Annotated in this window: 13 protein-coding genes and 2 pseudogenes; 13 read left to right on the forward strand and 2 right to left on the reverse strand. The window is 35.8% G+C overall.

From position 1 onward, the window contains the following. The first annotated feature begins 26 nt into the window (after positions 1–26). From BKP56_RS05500 to BKP56_RS05510, 3 genes are read left to right on the forward strand one after another with little or no spacing between them, the layout of a single operon-like run. Positions 27–710 (forward strand): polyphosphate polymerase domain-containing protein, encoded by a 684-nt coding sequence (locus BKP56_RS05500; protein ID WP_072694170.1) that lies wholly within the window; start codon positions 27–29, stop codon positions 708–710. A 31-nt stretch (positions 711–741) separates the two neighbouring features. Next, positions 742–1,416 carry a DUF4956 domain-containing protein gene (locus BKP56_RS05505; protein ID WP_072694171.1) on the forward strand — a complete coding sequence of 225 codons (675 nt, stop codon included), beginning with the start codon at positions 742–744 and terminating at the stop codon, positions 1,414–1,416. Positions 1,417–1,439: 23 nt separating this feature from the next. Then, on the forward strand, positions 1,440–3,407 hold the full coding sequence (locus BKP56_RS05510) for a carbohydrate-binding domain-containing protein (protein WP_072694172.1): 1,968 nt from the start codon (positions 1,440–1,442) through the stop codon (positions 3,405–3,407). Positions 3,408–3,611: 204 nt separating this feature from the next. Here BKP56_RS05510 and mnmH read toward each other — a convergent pair whose 3' ends face one another. Together mnmH and selD are read right to left on the reverse strand one after the other, a co-directional pair. After that, positions 3,612–4,640, reverse strand: coding sequence for a tRNA 2-selenouridine(34) synthase MnmH (mnmH, locus tag BKP56_RS05515; RefSeq protein WP_072694173.1), 1,029 nt, complete (start codon positions 4,638–4,640; stop codon positions 3,612–3,614). Between the two features lie 15 nt (positions 4,641–4,655). Further along, positions 4,656–5,696: a selenide, water dikinase SelD gene (gene selD / locus BKP56_RS05520; RefSeq protein WP_072694174.1), complete on the reverse strand. Its 1,041-nt coding sequence runs from the start codon at positions 5,694–5,696 to the stop codon at positions 4,656–4,658. A gap of 220 nt (positions 5,697–5,916) precedes the next feature. Here selD and BKP56_RS05525 point away from each other — a divergent pair, with 220 nt between their 5' ends. The 10 genes and pseudogenes from BKP56_RS05525 to BKP56_RS05575 all read left to right on the forward strand — a co-directional run bounded on the left by BKP56_RS05525 (position 5,917) and on the right by BKP56_RS05575 (position 17,361). Next, the gene (locus tag BKP56_RS05525; RefSeq protein ID WP_083540484.1) at positions 5,917–6,309 is read left to right on the forward strand and encodes an HRDC domain-containing protein; all 393 of its coding nucleotides are present in this window, start codon (positions 5,917–5,919) and stop codon (positions 6,307–6,309) included. Between the two features lie 390 nt (positions 6,310–6,699). Continuing rightward, positions 6,700–8,220 (forward strand): glutamine-hydrolyzing GMP synthase, encoded by a 1,521-nt coding sequence (guaA, locus tag BKP56_RS05530; protein ID WP_072696002.1) that lies wholly within the window; start codon positions 6,700–6,702, stop codon positions 8,218–8,220. A gap of 538 nt (positions 8,221–8,758) precedes the next feature. Then, positions 8,759–9,907, forward strand: a complete 1,149-nt coding sequence (locus BKP56_RS13870; RefSeq protein WP_072694176.1) for a hypothetical protein — start codon at positions 8,759–8,761, stop codon at positions 9,905–9,907. After that, positions 9,900–10,337 (forward strand): hypothetical protein, encoded by a 438-nt coding sequence (locus BKP56_RS05540; RefSeq protein ID WP_072694177.1) that lies wholly within the window; start codon positions 9,900–9,902, stop codon positions 10,335–10,337. Before BKP56_RS13870 ends, BKP56_RS05540 begins: the two co-directional genes overlap by 8 nt. After that, entirely contained in the window at positions 10,330–12,096 is a 1,767-nt protein-coding gene (locus tag BKP56_RS13875) for a hypothetical protein (RefSeq protein WP_072694178.1), read from the forward strand. Before BKP56_RS05540 ends, BKP56_RS13875 begins: the two co-directional genes overlap by 8 nt. A 439-nt stretch (positions 12,097–12,535) precedes the next feature. Next, a pseudogene (locus BKP56_RS05550) lies at positions 12,536–12,922 on the forward strand (transposase); the annotation flags it as partial. A gap of 267 nt (positions 12,923–13,189) precedes the next feature. Then, the gene (gene tnpB, locus BKP56_RS05560) at positions 13,190–13,549 is read left to right on the forward strand and encodes an IS66 family insertion sequence element accessory protein TnpB (protein ID WP_072693819.1); all 360 of its coding nucleotides are present in this window, start codon (positions 13,190–13,192) and stop codon (positions 13,547–13,549) included. A gap of 99 nt (positions 13,550–13,648) precedes the next feature. Beyond that, the gene (tnpC, locus tag BKP56_RS05565) at positions 13,649–15,199 is read left to right on the forward strand and encodes an IS66 family transposase (protein WP_083540463.1); all 1,551 of its coding nucleotides are present in this window, start codon (positions 13,649–13,651) and stop codon (positions 15,197–15,199) included. A gap of 89 nt (positions 15,200–15,288) precedes the next feature. Next, a pseudogene (locus tag BKP56_RS05570) lies at positions 15,289–16,233 on the forward strand (IS1380 family transposase); the annotation flags it as partial. A 321-nt stretch (positions 16,234–16,554) separates the two neighbouring features. Further along, the gene (locus tag BKP56_RS05575; RefSeq protein ID WP_072694180.1) at positions 16,555–17,361 is read left to right on the forward strand and encodes a hypothetical protein; all 807 of its coding nucleotides are present in this window, start codon (positions 16,555–16,557) and stop codon (positions 17,359–17,361) included. Positions 17,362–17,544 lie beyond the last annotated feature (183 nt).

Genomic DNA, 17,544 nt, shown 5'->3' on the forward strand with positions numbered 1-17,544 from the left:
GACAAGAAAAGAAGGAGGAAAACGATATGGAAGAAAAATTTTACAGGCATGAATATAAACATGAAATATCCGAATTATCCAAGCAAATCTTAATGAAAAGATTGAGGAAACTTCTTCCTCATGATGAACATGTGATAGGAACGCATTATCATATCTCAAGTTTGTACTTTGACAACATTGAAGATGAAGCATACTACGATAATCAAGACGGGAATGCTGTAAGAGAGAAATTTCGAATCAGGTATTATAACCAGAACTTAAATTTTATTCGATTAGAAAAGAAAGTAAAAGAATACAATGCAGGTTATAAACTCAGCACGATGCTGACAAAAGACGAAGCAGAAAAAATGATAAAAGGAGATATCTTCTTTTTAAAAGATTCACAAGATCCACTGAAGCAGGACTTTTATGTAAATGCTAGAACAAAGCTGTTGAAGCCTAAAGTAATCGTTGCATATGATCGCGAAGCCTTTGCTTACAAAATGGGCAACACCCGTGTAACACTTGACTACAATATGAAAGCTTCTAATCGAGTACATGATTTTCTGAAACCTGAAGCAGTTATGCATAGAGAATCAGACGTAGCATGTGTACTGGAAGTCAAATACGATACTTATCTACCAGGATGGATCAGAGAACTGGTACAGATAGCTGAAACGACTTCATGTGGTCATTCGAAATACATGATTTCAAGAATGCTGACAACTTAAATTAATAAATATATCAAAGGAGAAATGAAAAATGTTATCTTACACAGAAATTATCAAAAACAGCTTTTTAGAAGAAATGAGCGAATTTTCAGCTCTCAATGCCATTTTTGCTCTTATCTCCTCTTTAATAATTGGGCTATGTATCTATTATATTTATAAAAAGACATTTAAAGGGGTTATGTACTCAACCCCTTTCAATACTTCGCTGGTCATGCTCTGCCTGCTAACAACATTCGTCATCCTGGCAGTAACTACAAACGTTGTATTATCTCTGGGAATGGTTGGGGCATTATCGATCGTTCGATTTAGAACGGCTATAAAAGATCCCCTCGATCTAGTCTTCCTGTTCTGGTCTATAGGCGTAGGTATTATTTTGGGGGCAGGGTATTATGTGCTTGCATACGGAGGCTCATTCTTTATTGCAGCGGTACTTTTTGTCTTTACTTTACACAAAGAAAAAGAACTATCTTATATTTTAATGCTGGATCTGAAAAATGAAACAGCGGAAGTAGCAGCAAATGAAGTCTTAAGAAAACAGATCAATCGCTTGAAACTGAAATCGAAAACATTAGTCAATGGACAGCCAGAACTGATTTATGAAGTTAAAATCAAAGAAAACGATACAGCCTTCATGAGTGAACTGTTTGCTACTGAAGGAGTACTAAATGCATCATTAGTCAGCTATAACGGAGAGCTGAATGCATAATAAAAATATGAGGAGCGGGGAAAATGGAAAAATTCTTTAAATTTTATTCTAAAAAAAGGCTATATACAGTGTTAGCTAGTGCTTTACTTTTTCTAGCTGCTTGTACAGAAACAACAGCTAGTTCGAATACTGACACTGATTCAAATACAACAGCTGAAGAAACTGCAGAAGAAGTATCGGTTGACACATTAGGATTGGATGCTACGGAGGTTTCAGCTGAAGACGAAGAATGGGACCTGGAAACAAGTACAGTTATCACGTTAAAGGACGGTGATTCCTCAGTTGAGGGCTCTGGAGCAGCAGTCAGTAAAGATATTGTAACGATTACCGAAGCAGGTACGTATGTCCTAGAAGGAACTCTAACTAACGGGCAAATCAGAATTGAAGCAGCAGATGAAGCAGAAGTACACATTGTTTTAAATGGAGTTTCAATAACCAATGAAACAGGAGCGGCCATCTACGGCGTCAATGCTGATAAGACGATCATTACGCTGGCAGATGGAGTGGAAAATACTTTAGAAGACGGAACAGAGTATACATTTGAAAATGAAGAAGGAGATGAACCAGATGCAGTTTTATTTAGTGATGATGACTTATTATTGAACGGCTCTGGTAGTCTGACCATTACAGCGAACTATAAAAATGCCATAAAAGGTAAAGATGATGTAACGATTACAAACGGGGACTACACGATTGATTCAGTTCAAGATGGAATCAAAGGACGTGACTCGATCGTTATTCTCGGGGGTACATTTGATATTACAGCAGCAAAAGATGCCATTCAGTCTACAAACGACACAGACGAAGGTCAAGGATATATTCTGATTGAAGATGGAACATTTAATTTAAATGCTTCTGGAGATGGTATCCAAGCAGAAACTGATCTGGAAATCAACGGAGGAGAATTCAACATTACAACAAATGGTGGCAGTGCAAATGCTGAAACGCAAACTGCAGTGAATGACTGGGGTAGCTGGTCCCAAGATGAAAATGCTACTGATGTAGAAGAAGACACAGAGGAATCGACAAGTGCAAAAGGAGTCAAAGCAACAGGGACAATGGTCTTAAATGGTGGAGAATTTGTCATTGATAGTCAAGATGACGCGATTCATTCTGATGGGACGATTTCAGTTAACGGAGGAGAGTATGATCTTTCTACAGGAGATGATGGCATTCATGCAAATACCGCATTGACGATAGAAGATGGAAATATTCTAATTCAAGAGAGTTATGAAGGGTTAGAAAGTGGAGTATTGACCATCAATGGAGGCACAATAGAAGTCAATGCTTCAGATGACGGATTAAATGCTGCAAGTGACGGTGGAACGGCTGCGATTTCGGTTAATGGCGGTCAAGTATATGTCAATGCTGATGGAGATGGAATCGACAGTAACGGTAATGTCGAAATGACAGATGGATTAGTCGTGGTCAATGGTCCGCAAAATGGCGGAAATGGAGCACTGGACTATGATGGAAGCTTTGATGTTTCCGGAGGCACTCTGATTGCAAATGGTAGTTCACAAATGGCAATGGCAACTTCAGCCACCTCAGAACAACCAAGCTTATTCACAACCGATCTATCATTAACACAAGGAGACGTGATTCAAATAGCAAATTCAAATAACGAAGTGATTTTAACTTTTGAACTTCAAGAAGATAGTCAGTCTCTAGTATATTCATCTGCTGACCTAGTGGAAGGTGAAACATATACAATTTCAATGATTGATGGATTGACTGGTGAAGCAAATAATGGAATATACGACACAGCAGATTATTATAGTGGAACAGTGTTAGCTGAACTTGAAGCGACAACTGAACAAGAAGCTACTGGTATGGGTGGAGGTCAAATGCCCGGTGGTGGTAATGGTGGAGAAAGACCTTCAGGAGGAATGACCCCACCTGAAGGAACAACAAAACCTAATGGGATGACCCCACCTGAAGGCGTAACACCACCAGAAGAGGATGAGTCTGAAACAACGACAAATGAATAAGCTAAGTATATAAAACGAATAAAGGTTAATAAATAACTGACTTGTTTTTCTCCCCTGAATTAAAAGTCATATAAAATCAAAACTAAGCTATACCTAAACAGAAGAAAGATAGGCTTCTGATTCAGGTATAGCTTTTTATTAAATCTGTTAGATCAGTCTCAATTCTCAGACGAATATTTACATATTTAAATGATTATGATAAAGCTAATGTTTTAACGGAAATAACTGCTTTATTTTCTCCCGCGCATCTTCTACAGATGTTACTTCGATCAATGTACTTAAATCTTCGGAACATGCAGATGAGTGCGTGTACCGAGGATCATAATAATGCGTCAAAAGGTTCTCTACTACGAGTGGATAATCTTTCTGTTCAAGTAATTTATCAGTCGCATTTGCTACAGGTGTATGTATGCGACGTTTGATTCTCTTAAAAGATTCAACAAACTCATCGTGATAGTCATGAGGTGAATAATCCGCTAGAATATTTTTTACGCGTTCCTCTATTGGGAGATGAATAAACAGCTGAGGGCTTTTTTCTTTAAGTTGATAAAAGCGCTCTGGTATGATGACTTTACCTATTCGATTGCTTTCTCCTTCAATCAGTATGAACGGTTCGTTTTGATAGCGTAACAAAGCTTCCCCCAATAACAGATCAAACATTCTCTGATTATTTGGTTTTAATCCAATATGACCGAATATCGAGCCGCGATGATTAGCCATACCTTCTAAGTCGATAACAGGATAACCTTCTTCTTTAAGCTGGTGAAGAACGAGAGTTTTCCCGTTTCCGGTGTGGCCATTCAAGACATATAGTGATGGAATAGACAGGGTATCGAGTTGTTCTTGCATCCATTGACGATAAGCTTTGATCCCGCCAGTTAAACGATTAACAGGAACCCCCATTAAATCCAGGACTGTTGCAGCAGTTTTGCTTCGCATACCTCCGCGCCAGCAAAAAACGGTAACAGGGACCTTTAGTTGCTTGAATTCCTGAATAAAGGCTGGTAATTTTTTTGAAAAGATCTCTAAACCAAGGTCTTTTGCAGCTTCCTGTCCCTGCTGCTTATAGATTGTGCCGACCTGTGCCCGCTCATCATCAGTGAAGAGAGGAATATTGATTGCACCCGGAATGGTTGCTTCTTCAAATTCTTTTGGTGCACGAACATCGACCACTATGGTCTTCCCTTGTTCTTTTGATTGAAAAAGCTCTTGCGGTGTAATATTAGTTAGCATAAAACGAATCCTTCCTTACTTAACATAAATATGACCAGCATCACCATTGGAGATTTCACCTATCAATTTTGCATCCATTCCTTTGAGTTTAAAAGCTTCAAGTAAGGAGGGAGCATCTGTTTCACTCACTGCCATCAGTAGCCCTCCGGAAGTAACTGCATCCGCCAAAATGAGCTGGTCGATTTCATCGTGTTGATTCTCAAAATGCACGACATCCTGTACATGTTTTAAATTATTCCGTGAACCACCAGGAATGACGCCTTGTTCTGCCAGCTCGCGCACACGAGGTAAGACAGGAACGTCTTCTTTTATGATGGTGATTGCCTGATGACTTTCGGTAGCCATTTCAGTGAGGTGGCCCAGTAGTCCAAAGCCAGTAATGTCGGTACATGCATGAACGTCATACTGATTCATGACCTCAGCTGCTGATTTATTAAGGGTAGCCATCACTTGAGTCACATGCTTTGTTTCTTCTGCTGTCAATAATTCTCTTTTGATAGCTGTTGTCGAAATCCCAACGCCAATTGGTTTTGTTAAGATCAATTTATCGCCTTTTTTAGCTCCGGCATTTGTGTGTATATGATCAGGATGGATTGTACCCGTGACCGCAAGTCCAAACTTCGGTTCCTGGTCATCAATTGAGTGACCACCAACTAGAGCGCAATCTGCTTCTTTTAATTTATCACTTGCACCGCGTAAGATATCCGTAAGAATCGCTTTATCCAATGTATGAATGGGAAAAGCTACAATATTCAGTGCAGTGATTGGTTTTCCGCCCATTGCATAGACATCACTCAAAGCATTTGCTGCTGCAACCTGACCGAAATCATATGGATCATCCACAATGGGTGTAAAGAAATCGACAGTCTGCACAATAGCTAGATCATCGGTCAATTTATAGACACCCGCATCATCTCCTGTATCTAAACTGACAAGAAGATTGGGGTTGCTGTTTTGTACCGGAAGTTGATGAAGGACGTCACGTAAATCACTTGGACCAATCTTACAGCCGCAACCGCCTTTAGTAGTGAGTGTAGTTAATCTGACTTGAGTCATTTCTTCTTCCTTCTTTCATTTTGGTTGATATGAATAGGTATAGTTTACCACTCTTTTAACGATTCTGTTATAACTGGATGAATTTTTTTAAGTTGAAATATTGGTAATGTTAATCCTTGTTACACATGTCGAAAGGTAGTACTAGGAGGCAGATCAATTAGTAAAATACATAAAAGATACCTATAATCAATCGAATAGAATAACGTTTTCTGATAAAGATATGTTGATGTGGGCACAATCATATAAGGATGTACATAAAGATAACGTAAAAGATTATACTAAAAAGTACGAACCCTATAAAGTGACTACGAATCAACAAATTACCAAAAAAGTCGTTAGCCATAAGTCTGAAGACAAGCCTATGCCTGTAATGCAAAAAGCAGCGCCAGTAAATAAAACAAATTTATATGAAGAGTTAAAAACTTATCGTTTAAATAAGAGTCGTGAAGAAAACTTTAAGGCGTACACTATTTTCACTAATAAGCAGTTAGAAGCTTTAGTTGAAAAGATGCCTATAACCAAAGATGACCTTTTAGCAGTAGAAGGATTTGGAGAAACTAAGGCTAATAAATATGGACTTGATATTGTAAGAATCATGCGTAAGTACTCATAAATTATGAATACTGGTTTTTTATATTAAGTTGACGTTCATTCGGTTTGGCAGATGAACAAATGTCAAAATTTCCTTGTTCGCTATTTGAATACGGTTTAGAGGCTTTAGAAATCTAATGATTATTCGTGTTTTGGGATGAACTAGTTCTTTTAATAAGTATGATGTACGTATTTTAATAGGTTTTATTGAGGACAGTCATTTTTTGGATGATTGTCTTTTCTTTAATTTTAGAAAGAAAACGGTGAAAAAGTGAAATTATGGTACATAAAAGCGAACAATCATGATACACTAGTAAAAATCATTACGAAACGGCTCGATAAAAGAGTCTTTAAAATTTAAAATAGAGGTGTAGATTTAGTGAGCGAATCCATTACGCAACAAGTAGAAAAAATGGCTGTCCTAGATTTCGGTAGTCAGTTCAATCAGTTGATTACACGCCGTATTAGAGAATTTGGTGTGTTTTCTGAGCTATTACCGCATACCATTACAGCACAAGAATTAAAAGAATCAAACGTTAAAGGTATTATCTTTTCTGGTGGACCGATGAGTGTCTATGATGAAAAAGCTTTTTCAATTGATCCTGAAATTTTTGAATTAGGGATTCCAATCTTAGGAATCTGTTATGGAATGCAGTTGATGGCACATAACTTAGGCGGAAAAGTAGAACCTGCTGGTACTCGTGAATACGGTAAAGCGACACTTGAAATCAAGAACCGTTCTGCAGAATTGTTTACGACTTTAGAACAAGAAGAAACGGTCTGGATGAGTCACGGAGACTACGTAACAGAACTGCCTGAAGGTTTTGAAGTAACAGCCGTTAACCCGCATTGCCCGATCGCAGCAATCCAAAACAAAGCGAAAAACTTCCACGCAGTACAATTCCATCCGGAAGTTCGTCACACAGAACACGGAAATGAAATTCTGCGCAACTTTGCATACAACGTCTGCAGCTTTGAAGGAAACTGGGATATGGGACAATTCATCGACTTGGAAGTGGATAAAATCCGTGAACAAGTCGGAGACAGAAAAGTCTTGCTAGCATTGTCTGGTGGAGTAGATTCGAGTGTTACCGGCGTCCTTTTAAATAAAGCCATCGGGGATCAGCTTGTGTGTATCTTTGTAGACCACGGCTTGCTGCGTAAAAACGAAGGCGACCAGGTAATGGAGAGCTTAGAAGGCAAATTTGGATTGAACGTGATTCGGATTGATGCCAAAGAGCGTTTCATGAGCAAACTAGCTGGCGTCAGCGATCCAGAACAGAAACGTAAAATCATCGGAAATGAATTTATTGAAGTCTTCAATGACGAAGCAACAAAACTGGAAGGCATCGACTTCCTGGCACAAGGAACGCTGTATACAGATGTTATTGAAAGTGGAACAACCACTGCACAAACGATCAAATCACACCACAACGTAGGTGGATTGCCAGAAGACATGCAGTTCGAATTGATCGAACCAATGAATACACTATTTAAAGACGAAGTCCGTGCACTTGGAGAAGAATTAGGTATGCCATCAAGCTTAGTCTGGCGCCAACCATTCCCAGGACCAGGACTTGCGATTCGTGTACTCGGGGAAGTTACAGAAGAAAAACTAGAAGTCGTCCGCGAAAGTGATGCCATCTTAAGAGAAGAAATCGCTAATGCAGGACTAGAACGTGACGTATGGCAATACTTCACCGTATTACCAGGATTCAAATCCGTTGGGGTAATGGGAGACGGCAGAACCTACGACTACACCATCGGAATCCGTGCTGTAACCTCAATCGACGGTATGACATCAGACTGGGCAAGAATCCCATTTGACGTACTACAAAAAATCTCAACACGAATCGTGAACGAAGTGGATCACATTAATAGAGTAGTGTATGACATTACGAGTAAGCCGCCTGCTACTATAGAGTGGGAATAGGATGTTTTAAAATAGAGATCTGATAATACAATGAATCGAGTATTTACTAATTTAAAAGGCTTAACAGGAGATATTGAGTAAAAACAATATCTCTTTTTTAACTTTAATCATTGTTTGTATTAAAAGGTATCAATGATTAATTTTAAGCCATTAAAGAACATAAATTTTTTTACGGATAGACTTTTTTAGCTAAATATCAAATTATTAATATTTTTGGTATATTTAAAGAATGAAATTTTAAATAGCCCTAAACTACTCAAATAGAAAAGTATTAAATTCTTTGTTGAGCTAATCACAATTCTTCTTGAAAAAATGATAAAAAAATATACAATTAAGGTAGAAGTTTTACTTCAAATTAGTAAATTTAGAGTTCAATATAGTTTCCTATATTTTTTGTATGTGAAATCTATTTGGAGATAGAGTTGCAATTATAATTTAAAAGTATCGTGCTACAATATGTAAAAAATTTAATAAGACTATGCGTGATTTTGAAAAGAATTATCAATTTAAGTATAAATAATTAAAAGGGATGTTGTAGATGACTTATAAACAGGATTCAAGCGGTATAAATAGTTTATCAGGATTTGCATACCAAATTAAAGTGTTTGCTTACTATGCTTTTGATTTAAAAGAAAACATGCAAATAGAATTTGAAACTTTGGAAGATATAAATTTAAAGTCAATTACTCCAGATACAATTGATATAAATAGTCACAAATTCATTTGCAGAGTTACCGATGGGAGTAAAAATAAAGCCATTCAAGTTAAACATACTTCTATAAGCAATTCAGTCTCAGAACAATTAATTTTCAATTGGTTACTATTAGAAAGTAGTGCATACAATATAGAAGAATATATACTTTTTACGGATAAAAATTATCAGAATAAGAATGATATTTTTATTAAGGATGTAAAAAAAATGTACAAGGATATACTGCAATCTAATAAAAATAAGAATGCTACTGTATCTAAAGTGAAAGCGTTATTTGAAGGAGACTTTGCGAAATTTGAACAGAAGTATAATCAAATACATAACAAATATACTTTTATTGATTTAGAAGATGTTAATGCCAAAACAGAAGATAAAGCTTCGCTTCATTTTAGGAAAGCTGCTAATGTAATAATATTCCAACAAAGATTAGGAGAGTTTTTGCAACATATAACATATAAAATATTAAATACTATTGAAAACAAAGAGCCTTATATTTTGACATATCAAGAATTTATAAATATTGTTGAAGATATTTCTAATAGATTCACGAAAGATATAACGGCCCCATCTTATAGTAACTTCAAAAGAATAAAGAAAATTGACTTGAAAGACAGTGTGCTTTCGAATTCGAGAGAATATAAACAATTGAAAACATGCAAATTACCCGACAGTCTGATTGAACAACATTTGTTGTATGGTATGTATTACAACGAAACATCATTGAAATATATGGAAAACAACAAATTGAATAAAATCGAAGAAATCGAAGATACAACCTTTGAAGGATTTGAAAACGTGAAGTTTTCTTTGATAAGAGAAAAAAATGATTCACCCTACAATAGGCTGGAAAGAACAAAAAAATATCCCAATTCTTATGCTGAAAATGATCAGATAAAATTCGGTGCGTCTATACATTTAACAAAAAAAGATGTTTTGAATAATCAAATATCTTGGAAGGATGACGAAGATGCATAATATTAAATTGCAAGCGGAATCGATTCAATTAGGGATGTATAGCAATATCATTTGTCAGATATTACTTAGTCATAAAAGTTTAAGCGTTTTCAAAACAGTAACGTTTTCTTATTTAATTAAACAAAATCGATTTTTAGGTGGGAAAATATATACCGCTAATAATTCGCAAGACATCATTTATAAGGGGATTTCCTTATTATCTGGAGACTTTGATGGGTTTTGTAATAGTGTGCCTTATATAGTAAAAGCAATACACCTTTTAATTAGTAAAGGAATAGTATACTATGAAAACGACATATTGAAGCTGAATACAAAAGACTTTGCTACCGATTCAGTTTATGAAGAAACTAATTTTATGAAGAAAGTTATTGAAGAAAGTAAAACGTTTACAGACAAGCAATTTATGAAGGAGGTTATTAGTAATGTTTAAAATCAGAGAACTTACAATGTTTGACATGAATGGTATGGAATTTACATACAAATTTAATGAAGGAATTAATTATTTTAAAGGTAAAAACAGCTCTGGTAAAACAGAGTTTTATTTATTCATTGATTTCATGTTTGGTTCTTCGGAAGAAATTATAGCGAAACCCTGGTATAGGGATTCTTTAAGTAAAGCAACTATGATATTTGAATACAATGGTAATAATTTCAGTATGACACGTACTAGAAATAGTAATCAAAATTATTTACATTATATTGAAGAGAAAAACGAAGAAACGATTGATTTACGAGAATATAGAAACAAGTTAAATTCTATTTTTGCTCAGGATAAGAAAGTATTACAAGATATTAGAAACTTCACAAATGAAGAATTAACTTATAGAGCATTTACAATGTTTAACTTCTTAGGGGAGAAAGGACAAGGAAAAATTCAAGACTTCTTGGATAAATGTAGTGACATCAAATATTCCGTAAAACTCAATCCCATATTAAACTTTATCTTTAATAACAACCTAGAACAAATACATATATTGCAAAATAAAATAGAGGATTTGCTACAAGAAATTAAGGAATTAGAAAATGAGTTTCAAAAATATAACTTTGTAGTTGATCAAGTAAATAAGAATTTACAAAAATTGGGCGGAAATATTTGGTTTACAGGAAAAAATTCAAATGTCATTGTAGACTATATTTCTTCAATAGTTGATATGCATGATTCTAAGAGAACACAAAAAAAGAGAAATATTTCAGATTTAGAAGTAATGTATAGTAATTTGTCTGAACAAATAAAGGTATATGAAAATAATAAAGCTGATGCTAAGCAGTTTGAAAGGGACAACGAAAATAGAAGGAAATTACTTACGAAACTACACGCTTTAATCGATGAAAATGAAGATTTTTATTATTTAGTAGAACCTATGCAAAACTTACTCAATAATGTCGATAATACTATTCTTTTTAGTAGCTACCTTATCAATGATAATACTGTCAAAGAGTTAAAAAGTCAGCGTGAGAAAATAAAAACTGAAATACGTAGAAACGATTCTAGATTCAAAGTATATAATTTAGAAGATAAATCCAAAGCCATCGCTCTTATCAAAGAATATTTGTCGATTGAGATTGTATCTAATGATAACAAAATAAAGAAGAAAACATCAGAAATTAAAAAATTGCGAGAAGAGTTAAAAGCTTTACAAAATTCTGATGATAACAGAAGAATTGATGAAATGTCTAGTTTTACAACGAAACTATACTATTCTGCTAAAGATATCTCTTCTGTCGTTTCCGATGATATCCAACAGAAAGGGTTTGAGATTAGATATTTGAAAAAGGGAAACATATTACAGCCTATGATACTTTCAGGCGATAGCAAGTCTTCAAATTTTGAAGAAAGTGTAAATTTTTATATTGGGAGTATGGCTAGACATACATTAATTCAGTTATGTGGGTATCTTGCTTTTTTGAAAATATTACTTGAGAATAATGAGTACCCTATTATTCCAATTTTAGTAATAGATCATATCTCAAAACCTTTTGATGCAAAAAATAGTAGTGCTATTGGTCAAATTTTATCTGAAGCTTATAAAACAATAGGAAAAGAGAATTTACAAATCTTCATCTTTGATGATGAAGATTCCGAAGTGCTGGACATAAATCAAGAGTATTCAAAAGATTTAGTTACTGAGTATAAGACTGGGTTCAATCCATTTTTCTTTCCACCTACAGCGAATAACCCAATAAAATAAGTATAAAGATTTGAACCTTAGACACAAGAACAATTACTTGGTACCTGAATAACTATGACTCAAAGAAGAAACAAAGGCAGATTAACTCTAATATTGTAGAATAGGGGTTTTTAGGAAGCTTTGATGAATTCTCAATAAACAATTAGCCTAATCAATATTTATAAAACAATACAACGTATGCTACCTTTTATAAGCTATAATTGTATTTACTATTATCTAAGTATATGTAGATTATAGGTGCTTGCTTGGTTTATGGAAATTTTTTTACTATTTAGGTTTTTACCTAGATAATTCATACTTTTGCTTGAATCGTGGAAACACTGCCTAATGGCAGGCACTATGATACTTTTATTGTTTCACCTGTTAAGTGATGAAAAAAGAACTCCATTCTGATATGGTAAAGGTGTCGAAACCAACCATAAGAAAAGGAGTTCTTCTAATGACTAGCTTACACAAAAAACAGATTAAATTCAATTCTAACATTACCATTTCGCATACAGGTGGACGCTTATCTAGTGATTCCGGTTTGGTCTTAGTTAAAGAACTAATGAATACCTTTGGTTTCTCTGATTTAGCTAAACGACTACTTCACTTAAAAGAAAATCGTGCTTACTTCATACATGATAATCTAGCAATTTTTGAGCAGCTTATTATGCAGCTAACGGCTGGTTATTCGACAGACTCTTCGGCTAATATATTAAGACATGATCCAGTATTTCAAGTTATTCTAGGTAGAAATCAGTTAGCCTCGCAATCGTCGCTTTCGCGATTTCTAGACCGTTTTTCAGAAGAGAACTTAGATCAGTTACAGTCATTAAATGTAAGCGATGAATAGCTAGGTACCTGTGAGTCCTAGCGGCCTCCTGTTAAACTTGAGATATCTTAAGTACACAGGAGGTTTTTAATTTGGAAAAGAATAAACAGTCTATCATACCGATAACCCTACATGACGATAAAACTGATCGCCGACACATTTCGAAGTTCCATTCACAGAAAATGGTGGCACATTTAAAAAATAGTCAGACAGAGCTACTTATTTACGAGGGGATCAAACCCTCGACATTGAGAGTTCTCCTCGCGGAGATGTCATTCAATGAAACTCGTTGATTTTACTCAAGTAGAGAATATTTTTATCGTGTGTGGAAAGACGGATATGCGCCGTCAAATTGATGGATTAGCTGCGACGATCACAGAAGAATATGATATGGATGTTTATCATGAGGCCCTCTTTCTCTTCTGTGGTGGAAAGAAGGATCGGTTCAAAGCTCTTTACTGGGAAGGCGACGGCTTCCTTCTCTTATACAAGCGTTTAGAGAATGGGAAATTGAATTGGCCGCGTAACCAGAACGAGATTCAAAAGTTAAGTGCGCAACAGCTGCGTTGGCTGCTTGAAGGATTATCTGTTAATCAAAAAGTCTCCATAAAACCTGCGGTTAAAGGAAGTATAGCCTAAGAAATGAGAGAGAAATTGATGAAAAAATCAATGGCTCTCTCGTTTTCTTTTTCTGACTAGTGTAAAATTTAAGTACTATTTATGTGAGGAGAAGCAGACATGTCTATCAAGAGCGAAAAACAGTTTGAAGTGATTATTGAAAAGTTAGATCAGCTGTTAGAAGAAAACAAACAACTGAAGACCATTATCGCTCAAAAAGATGATGAGCTTTCCTTACAGAAAGAACAAATCGAATTCTTAACTCAGAAATTGTACGGCCCAAAGAAGGAAACGTTGAAAGATGATCCCAATCAAGGCAATCTCTTCAATGAGCGCCTTTTTAGCGAACCAGAGCAGACTGGTGACCAAAGCGACGAAGAAGAAGTTATAGTCACAACCGTTAGCCGTCGCAAAAAACGTAAAGGTTTAAAAGACAAGCAGTTGTCTTCTCTTCCTACTGTTGATCACATTCATGAAATCGAATCTTGCACGTGTCCAACATGTAAGGAAGCAATGAAAGAAATCAGTACACAACTCATCCGTCAGGAAGTGAAATTTATCCCGGCAAGAGTTGAAAACCACAGACATTTCCAAAAAACATATGCCTGCGCGAACTGCGAAAAAAGCGGGACACGGACGCCGTTTGCAAAATCTGAAATCCCAAGACTTCCTTTAAATAATACAGCCGCCTCTGCGTCGCTGATAGCAGAAACGATGTATCAGAAGTTCGAGCAAAAAGTCCCAGCCTACCGACAAGAGGCTTATTGGAATCTACTTGGCTATCCGATTCCTCGGCATACCATTGCGAATTGGCACATTAAAACGTCCCAGTATTATTTCGAAGCACTGGTGGCTGTAATGCGACAAGAACTGTTGAACCAGAAGGTTCTACACGCCGACGAAACGACATTCAAAGTACTGAATGACAAAGACCGACAAAAGTCCTATATGTGGTTATTCAGTACCGGCAAATACAGCGAACGTGCCATACATATCTACAAGCTTGGTCCATCACGCAGTGGCTCTGTCCCTAGAGATTTCTTAGAGGAGTACACTGGCTATCTACATAGTGATGGATTCTCCGGGTACAACAATCTTCCAGGGATGACGATGATTGCCTGTCTGGCGCATATCAGACGGAAGTTCTATGACGCCCGTCCAAAGAACTATTCCAGTAAGAGTGTCGCTCATAAGGGAGTCACGCTGTGTAACGAGTTATTTGCGTTGGATAAGTCCCTCAAGGACTTATCTGTTAGCGAACGGTATGATCAGCGCTTAGAACTAGTGAAGCCAAAGCTTGAGGCGTTTTTTGACTGGTGTGAATCCCTAACTGCGCATGGCAAACTTGGCACAGCGATCAACTATGCGCTGAATCAGAAAGAGCGAATGATGAACGTTCTGAAGGACGGCCGTCTCGTGCTATCCAACAATCTAGCCGAACGTGGCATCAAGTCACTCGTTATGGGCAGAAAGAACTGGCTGTTTTCAAAATCTTTTGAGGGTGCTCATGCCGTTGCGACTATTTTGAGTCTCGTCGAGACGGCCAAATCCAACGGATTACATCCACGAAAATATCTGGACTACCTCTTAACTTATCTTCCAAATCGACAAAATACACCTTTGGAGGCTTATTTGCCATGGAATCCAAAGGTGCAGATGGAATGTCGCTAGACATTCAGTATATTATACTCTTCGGACATTTCTTATTATAGAGGTGTCCGATTTTTATTTGTAGGTACTCAGCTATTCATCGCTTACCATTAAATCAATCATTAATTGATAAAGCGCGTCTGATTCGTAATGATACCGAGTTGATCATTGATATTGATTCAACACACTCAGATACCTTTGGAAATCAAGAACAAACCGATTATAATGCCCACTATCAAACTTATGGATATCATCCTCTAGTTGCCTTTGATGGACTGACTGGAGATTTCTTAAAAGCTGAACTACGTTCAGGAAATCAATACACATCTAAAGGTGTAAAAGCTTTCATAGAACCTTTACTGCAGCATTATAATCACTCCTTACCGAATACCGACATACTCGTTCGTGGAGATAGTGGATTTGCAACACCAGAGGTGTATGAAGCTTGTGAAGCCAACAATAGCCACTATGTTATTCGTTTAAAGAACAATAAAAAAGTGAGTCAACTAGCTGAAAAATCAGTTCTATATGGTGAAAATCAGAAATGGGAAGAGAGAGAAGTGCAGTACTTTTCAGTACCTTATCAAGCTAAGTCATGGTCAAAACCTCGTCGTCTCTGCATTCGTTCTGTTCGAGAAGGAGGAGAACTCCTTTTTCAGCATACATTTATTGCGACAAATCTATCAAAAAATGTATCCCCTGAAGTCATATTCTCTCTTTATGCCAAACGTGGAACGATGGAAAACTTTATCAAAGAAGCGAAAGCAGGATTTTATTTTGATAAAACCGATAGTCCACGCTTCTTAGAAAATCATGTAAGGATGTTAATGAGTTTACTCGCTTATAACCTCATCAACTTTTTAAAGACGATTGGGTTTGATGAACGAGATAAAGGTCTGACTGTTCAATCCATACGACTGAAATTACTTAAAGTAGCCGGGAAACTTGTCCAAACAGGTAGGCAAGTCTATCTTAAACTGTCTAGTTATCACGTTTATCATAAAGAATTCTATGCTGTCTTCGACCGCCTGAGGCGGTCCCATTCATGGGTATAAACTAAGCGGATACTATTTTTTTAAGAGAAAAGTTCCAAGGGATAAGTGTGCCCAAAATTATACAAAAGTAATTTTTGGGCACTTACAAAAATGAAAAGAATCTTTAAAAAGATTGTTTTGGGCAAAAGTTATCAAAATAAATAAAGCGAGAATGATTTTTTTAAGAGATTTACTTAAAATACAGAGTTATGAATTATTCAGGTTTTAAAGTATTGGTTAAGGATTTACAATCAGTACTCTGCGACAATACATCAAAATAAGCGATCTTTAAGAGCTTGAGATAGCGATTGGAAATATAAAAAAGTGTTAGGATTTGATCTTATGGAATTTGATTTACGTACTTGTGATGCGGCATACTATTTTGTGTTGAACTTTATGAATATGTCGCCGGAGGAGTATATTGCAGAATTGAATATTATCTGTGAAAATGATTTTGAATTGTTTATGGATAGAAATTTTGAGAGAATAAAAAATGTGGATATATCTGATATCAAAGTATTGGCCTTTCATATAGTAGGTTCGTTAGATGATTGTAACGAAATAAAAAGTACAGGATTAATGAATCTACAAGAAGTCTTGAAGAGAAAAACAATACTCGCATCTTTGATTAAAAAGCAAGACATAATTTTTAATATTGATAATAAAATCGTAAGTTATGGTGGAAGAGAAGTTGACATCGATTATGAAAAATACCGTGGTAAGTATTTTTCTTACGGAATTGATGAAAATTTAAAAAGTGTCGCTCACAGATTGTATTATGATTATTGCGTAAATGGCTTTTTAATTAATGATAATATATTCGGTTATACTAGTAGGATTCATGAGCGACCAGAATTTTTAATGACTTTATCGAAGATATTTCCAGAAGTAAAATCCGTAGAGGACTATTGGATAGAAAATTCAGTAAGCTATCGAATTGATTTTTATGCTAATCTTGATCAAATACATAGATTTAATTTTGAATTAGACGAACATTGTGAAAGACCGGATGATGATATACAGGTGAAAAAATGGATGCTAACACATGCAAATGAACGTGCAAATAACGCATTGAGTGAACAGTATATATATATAAATGATGACTGTATTATTCCTCCTCATCAGATAATTTCTTACACACGAATATAATCAAAAAAATCATTGAAAACTACAGCCTATTTTAGAAAAAATCATAGGCTAACACTTGTGAAGTTTGAATTATTATTGAAGTAGTCATTTTTATAAAAGCTTCTGTCTTCTCTTGTATAAGAGTTAGTTAATTAACACTTCTAAGATGGTAGACGAATAGTCACCTAAGTAATACGTTCATTT

This window comes from Marinilactibacillus sp. 15R (assembly GCF_001895285.1).
Lineage (GTDB): Bacteria > Bacillota > Bacilli > Lactobacillales > Carnobacteriaceae_A > Marinilactibacillus > Marinilactibacillus piezotolerans.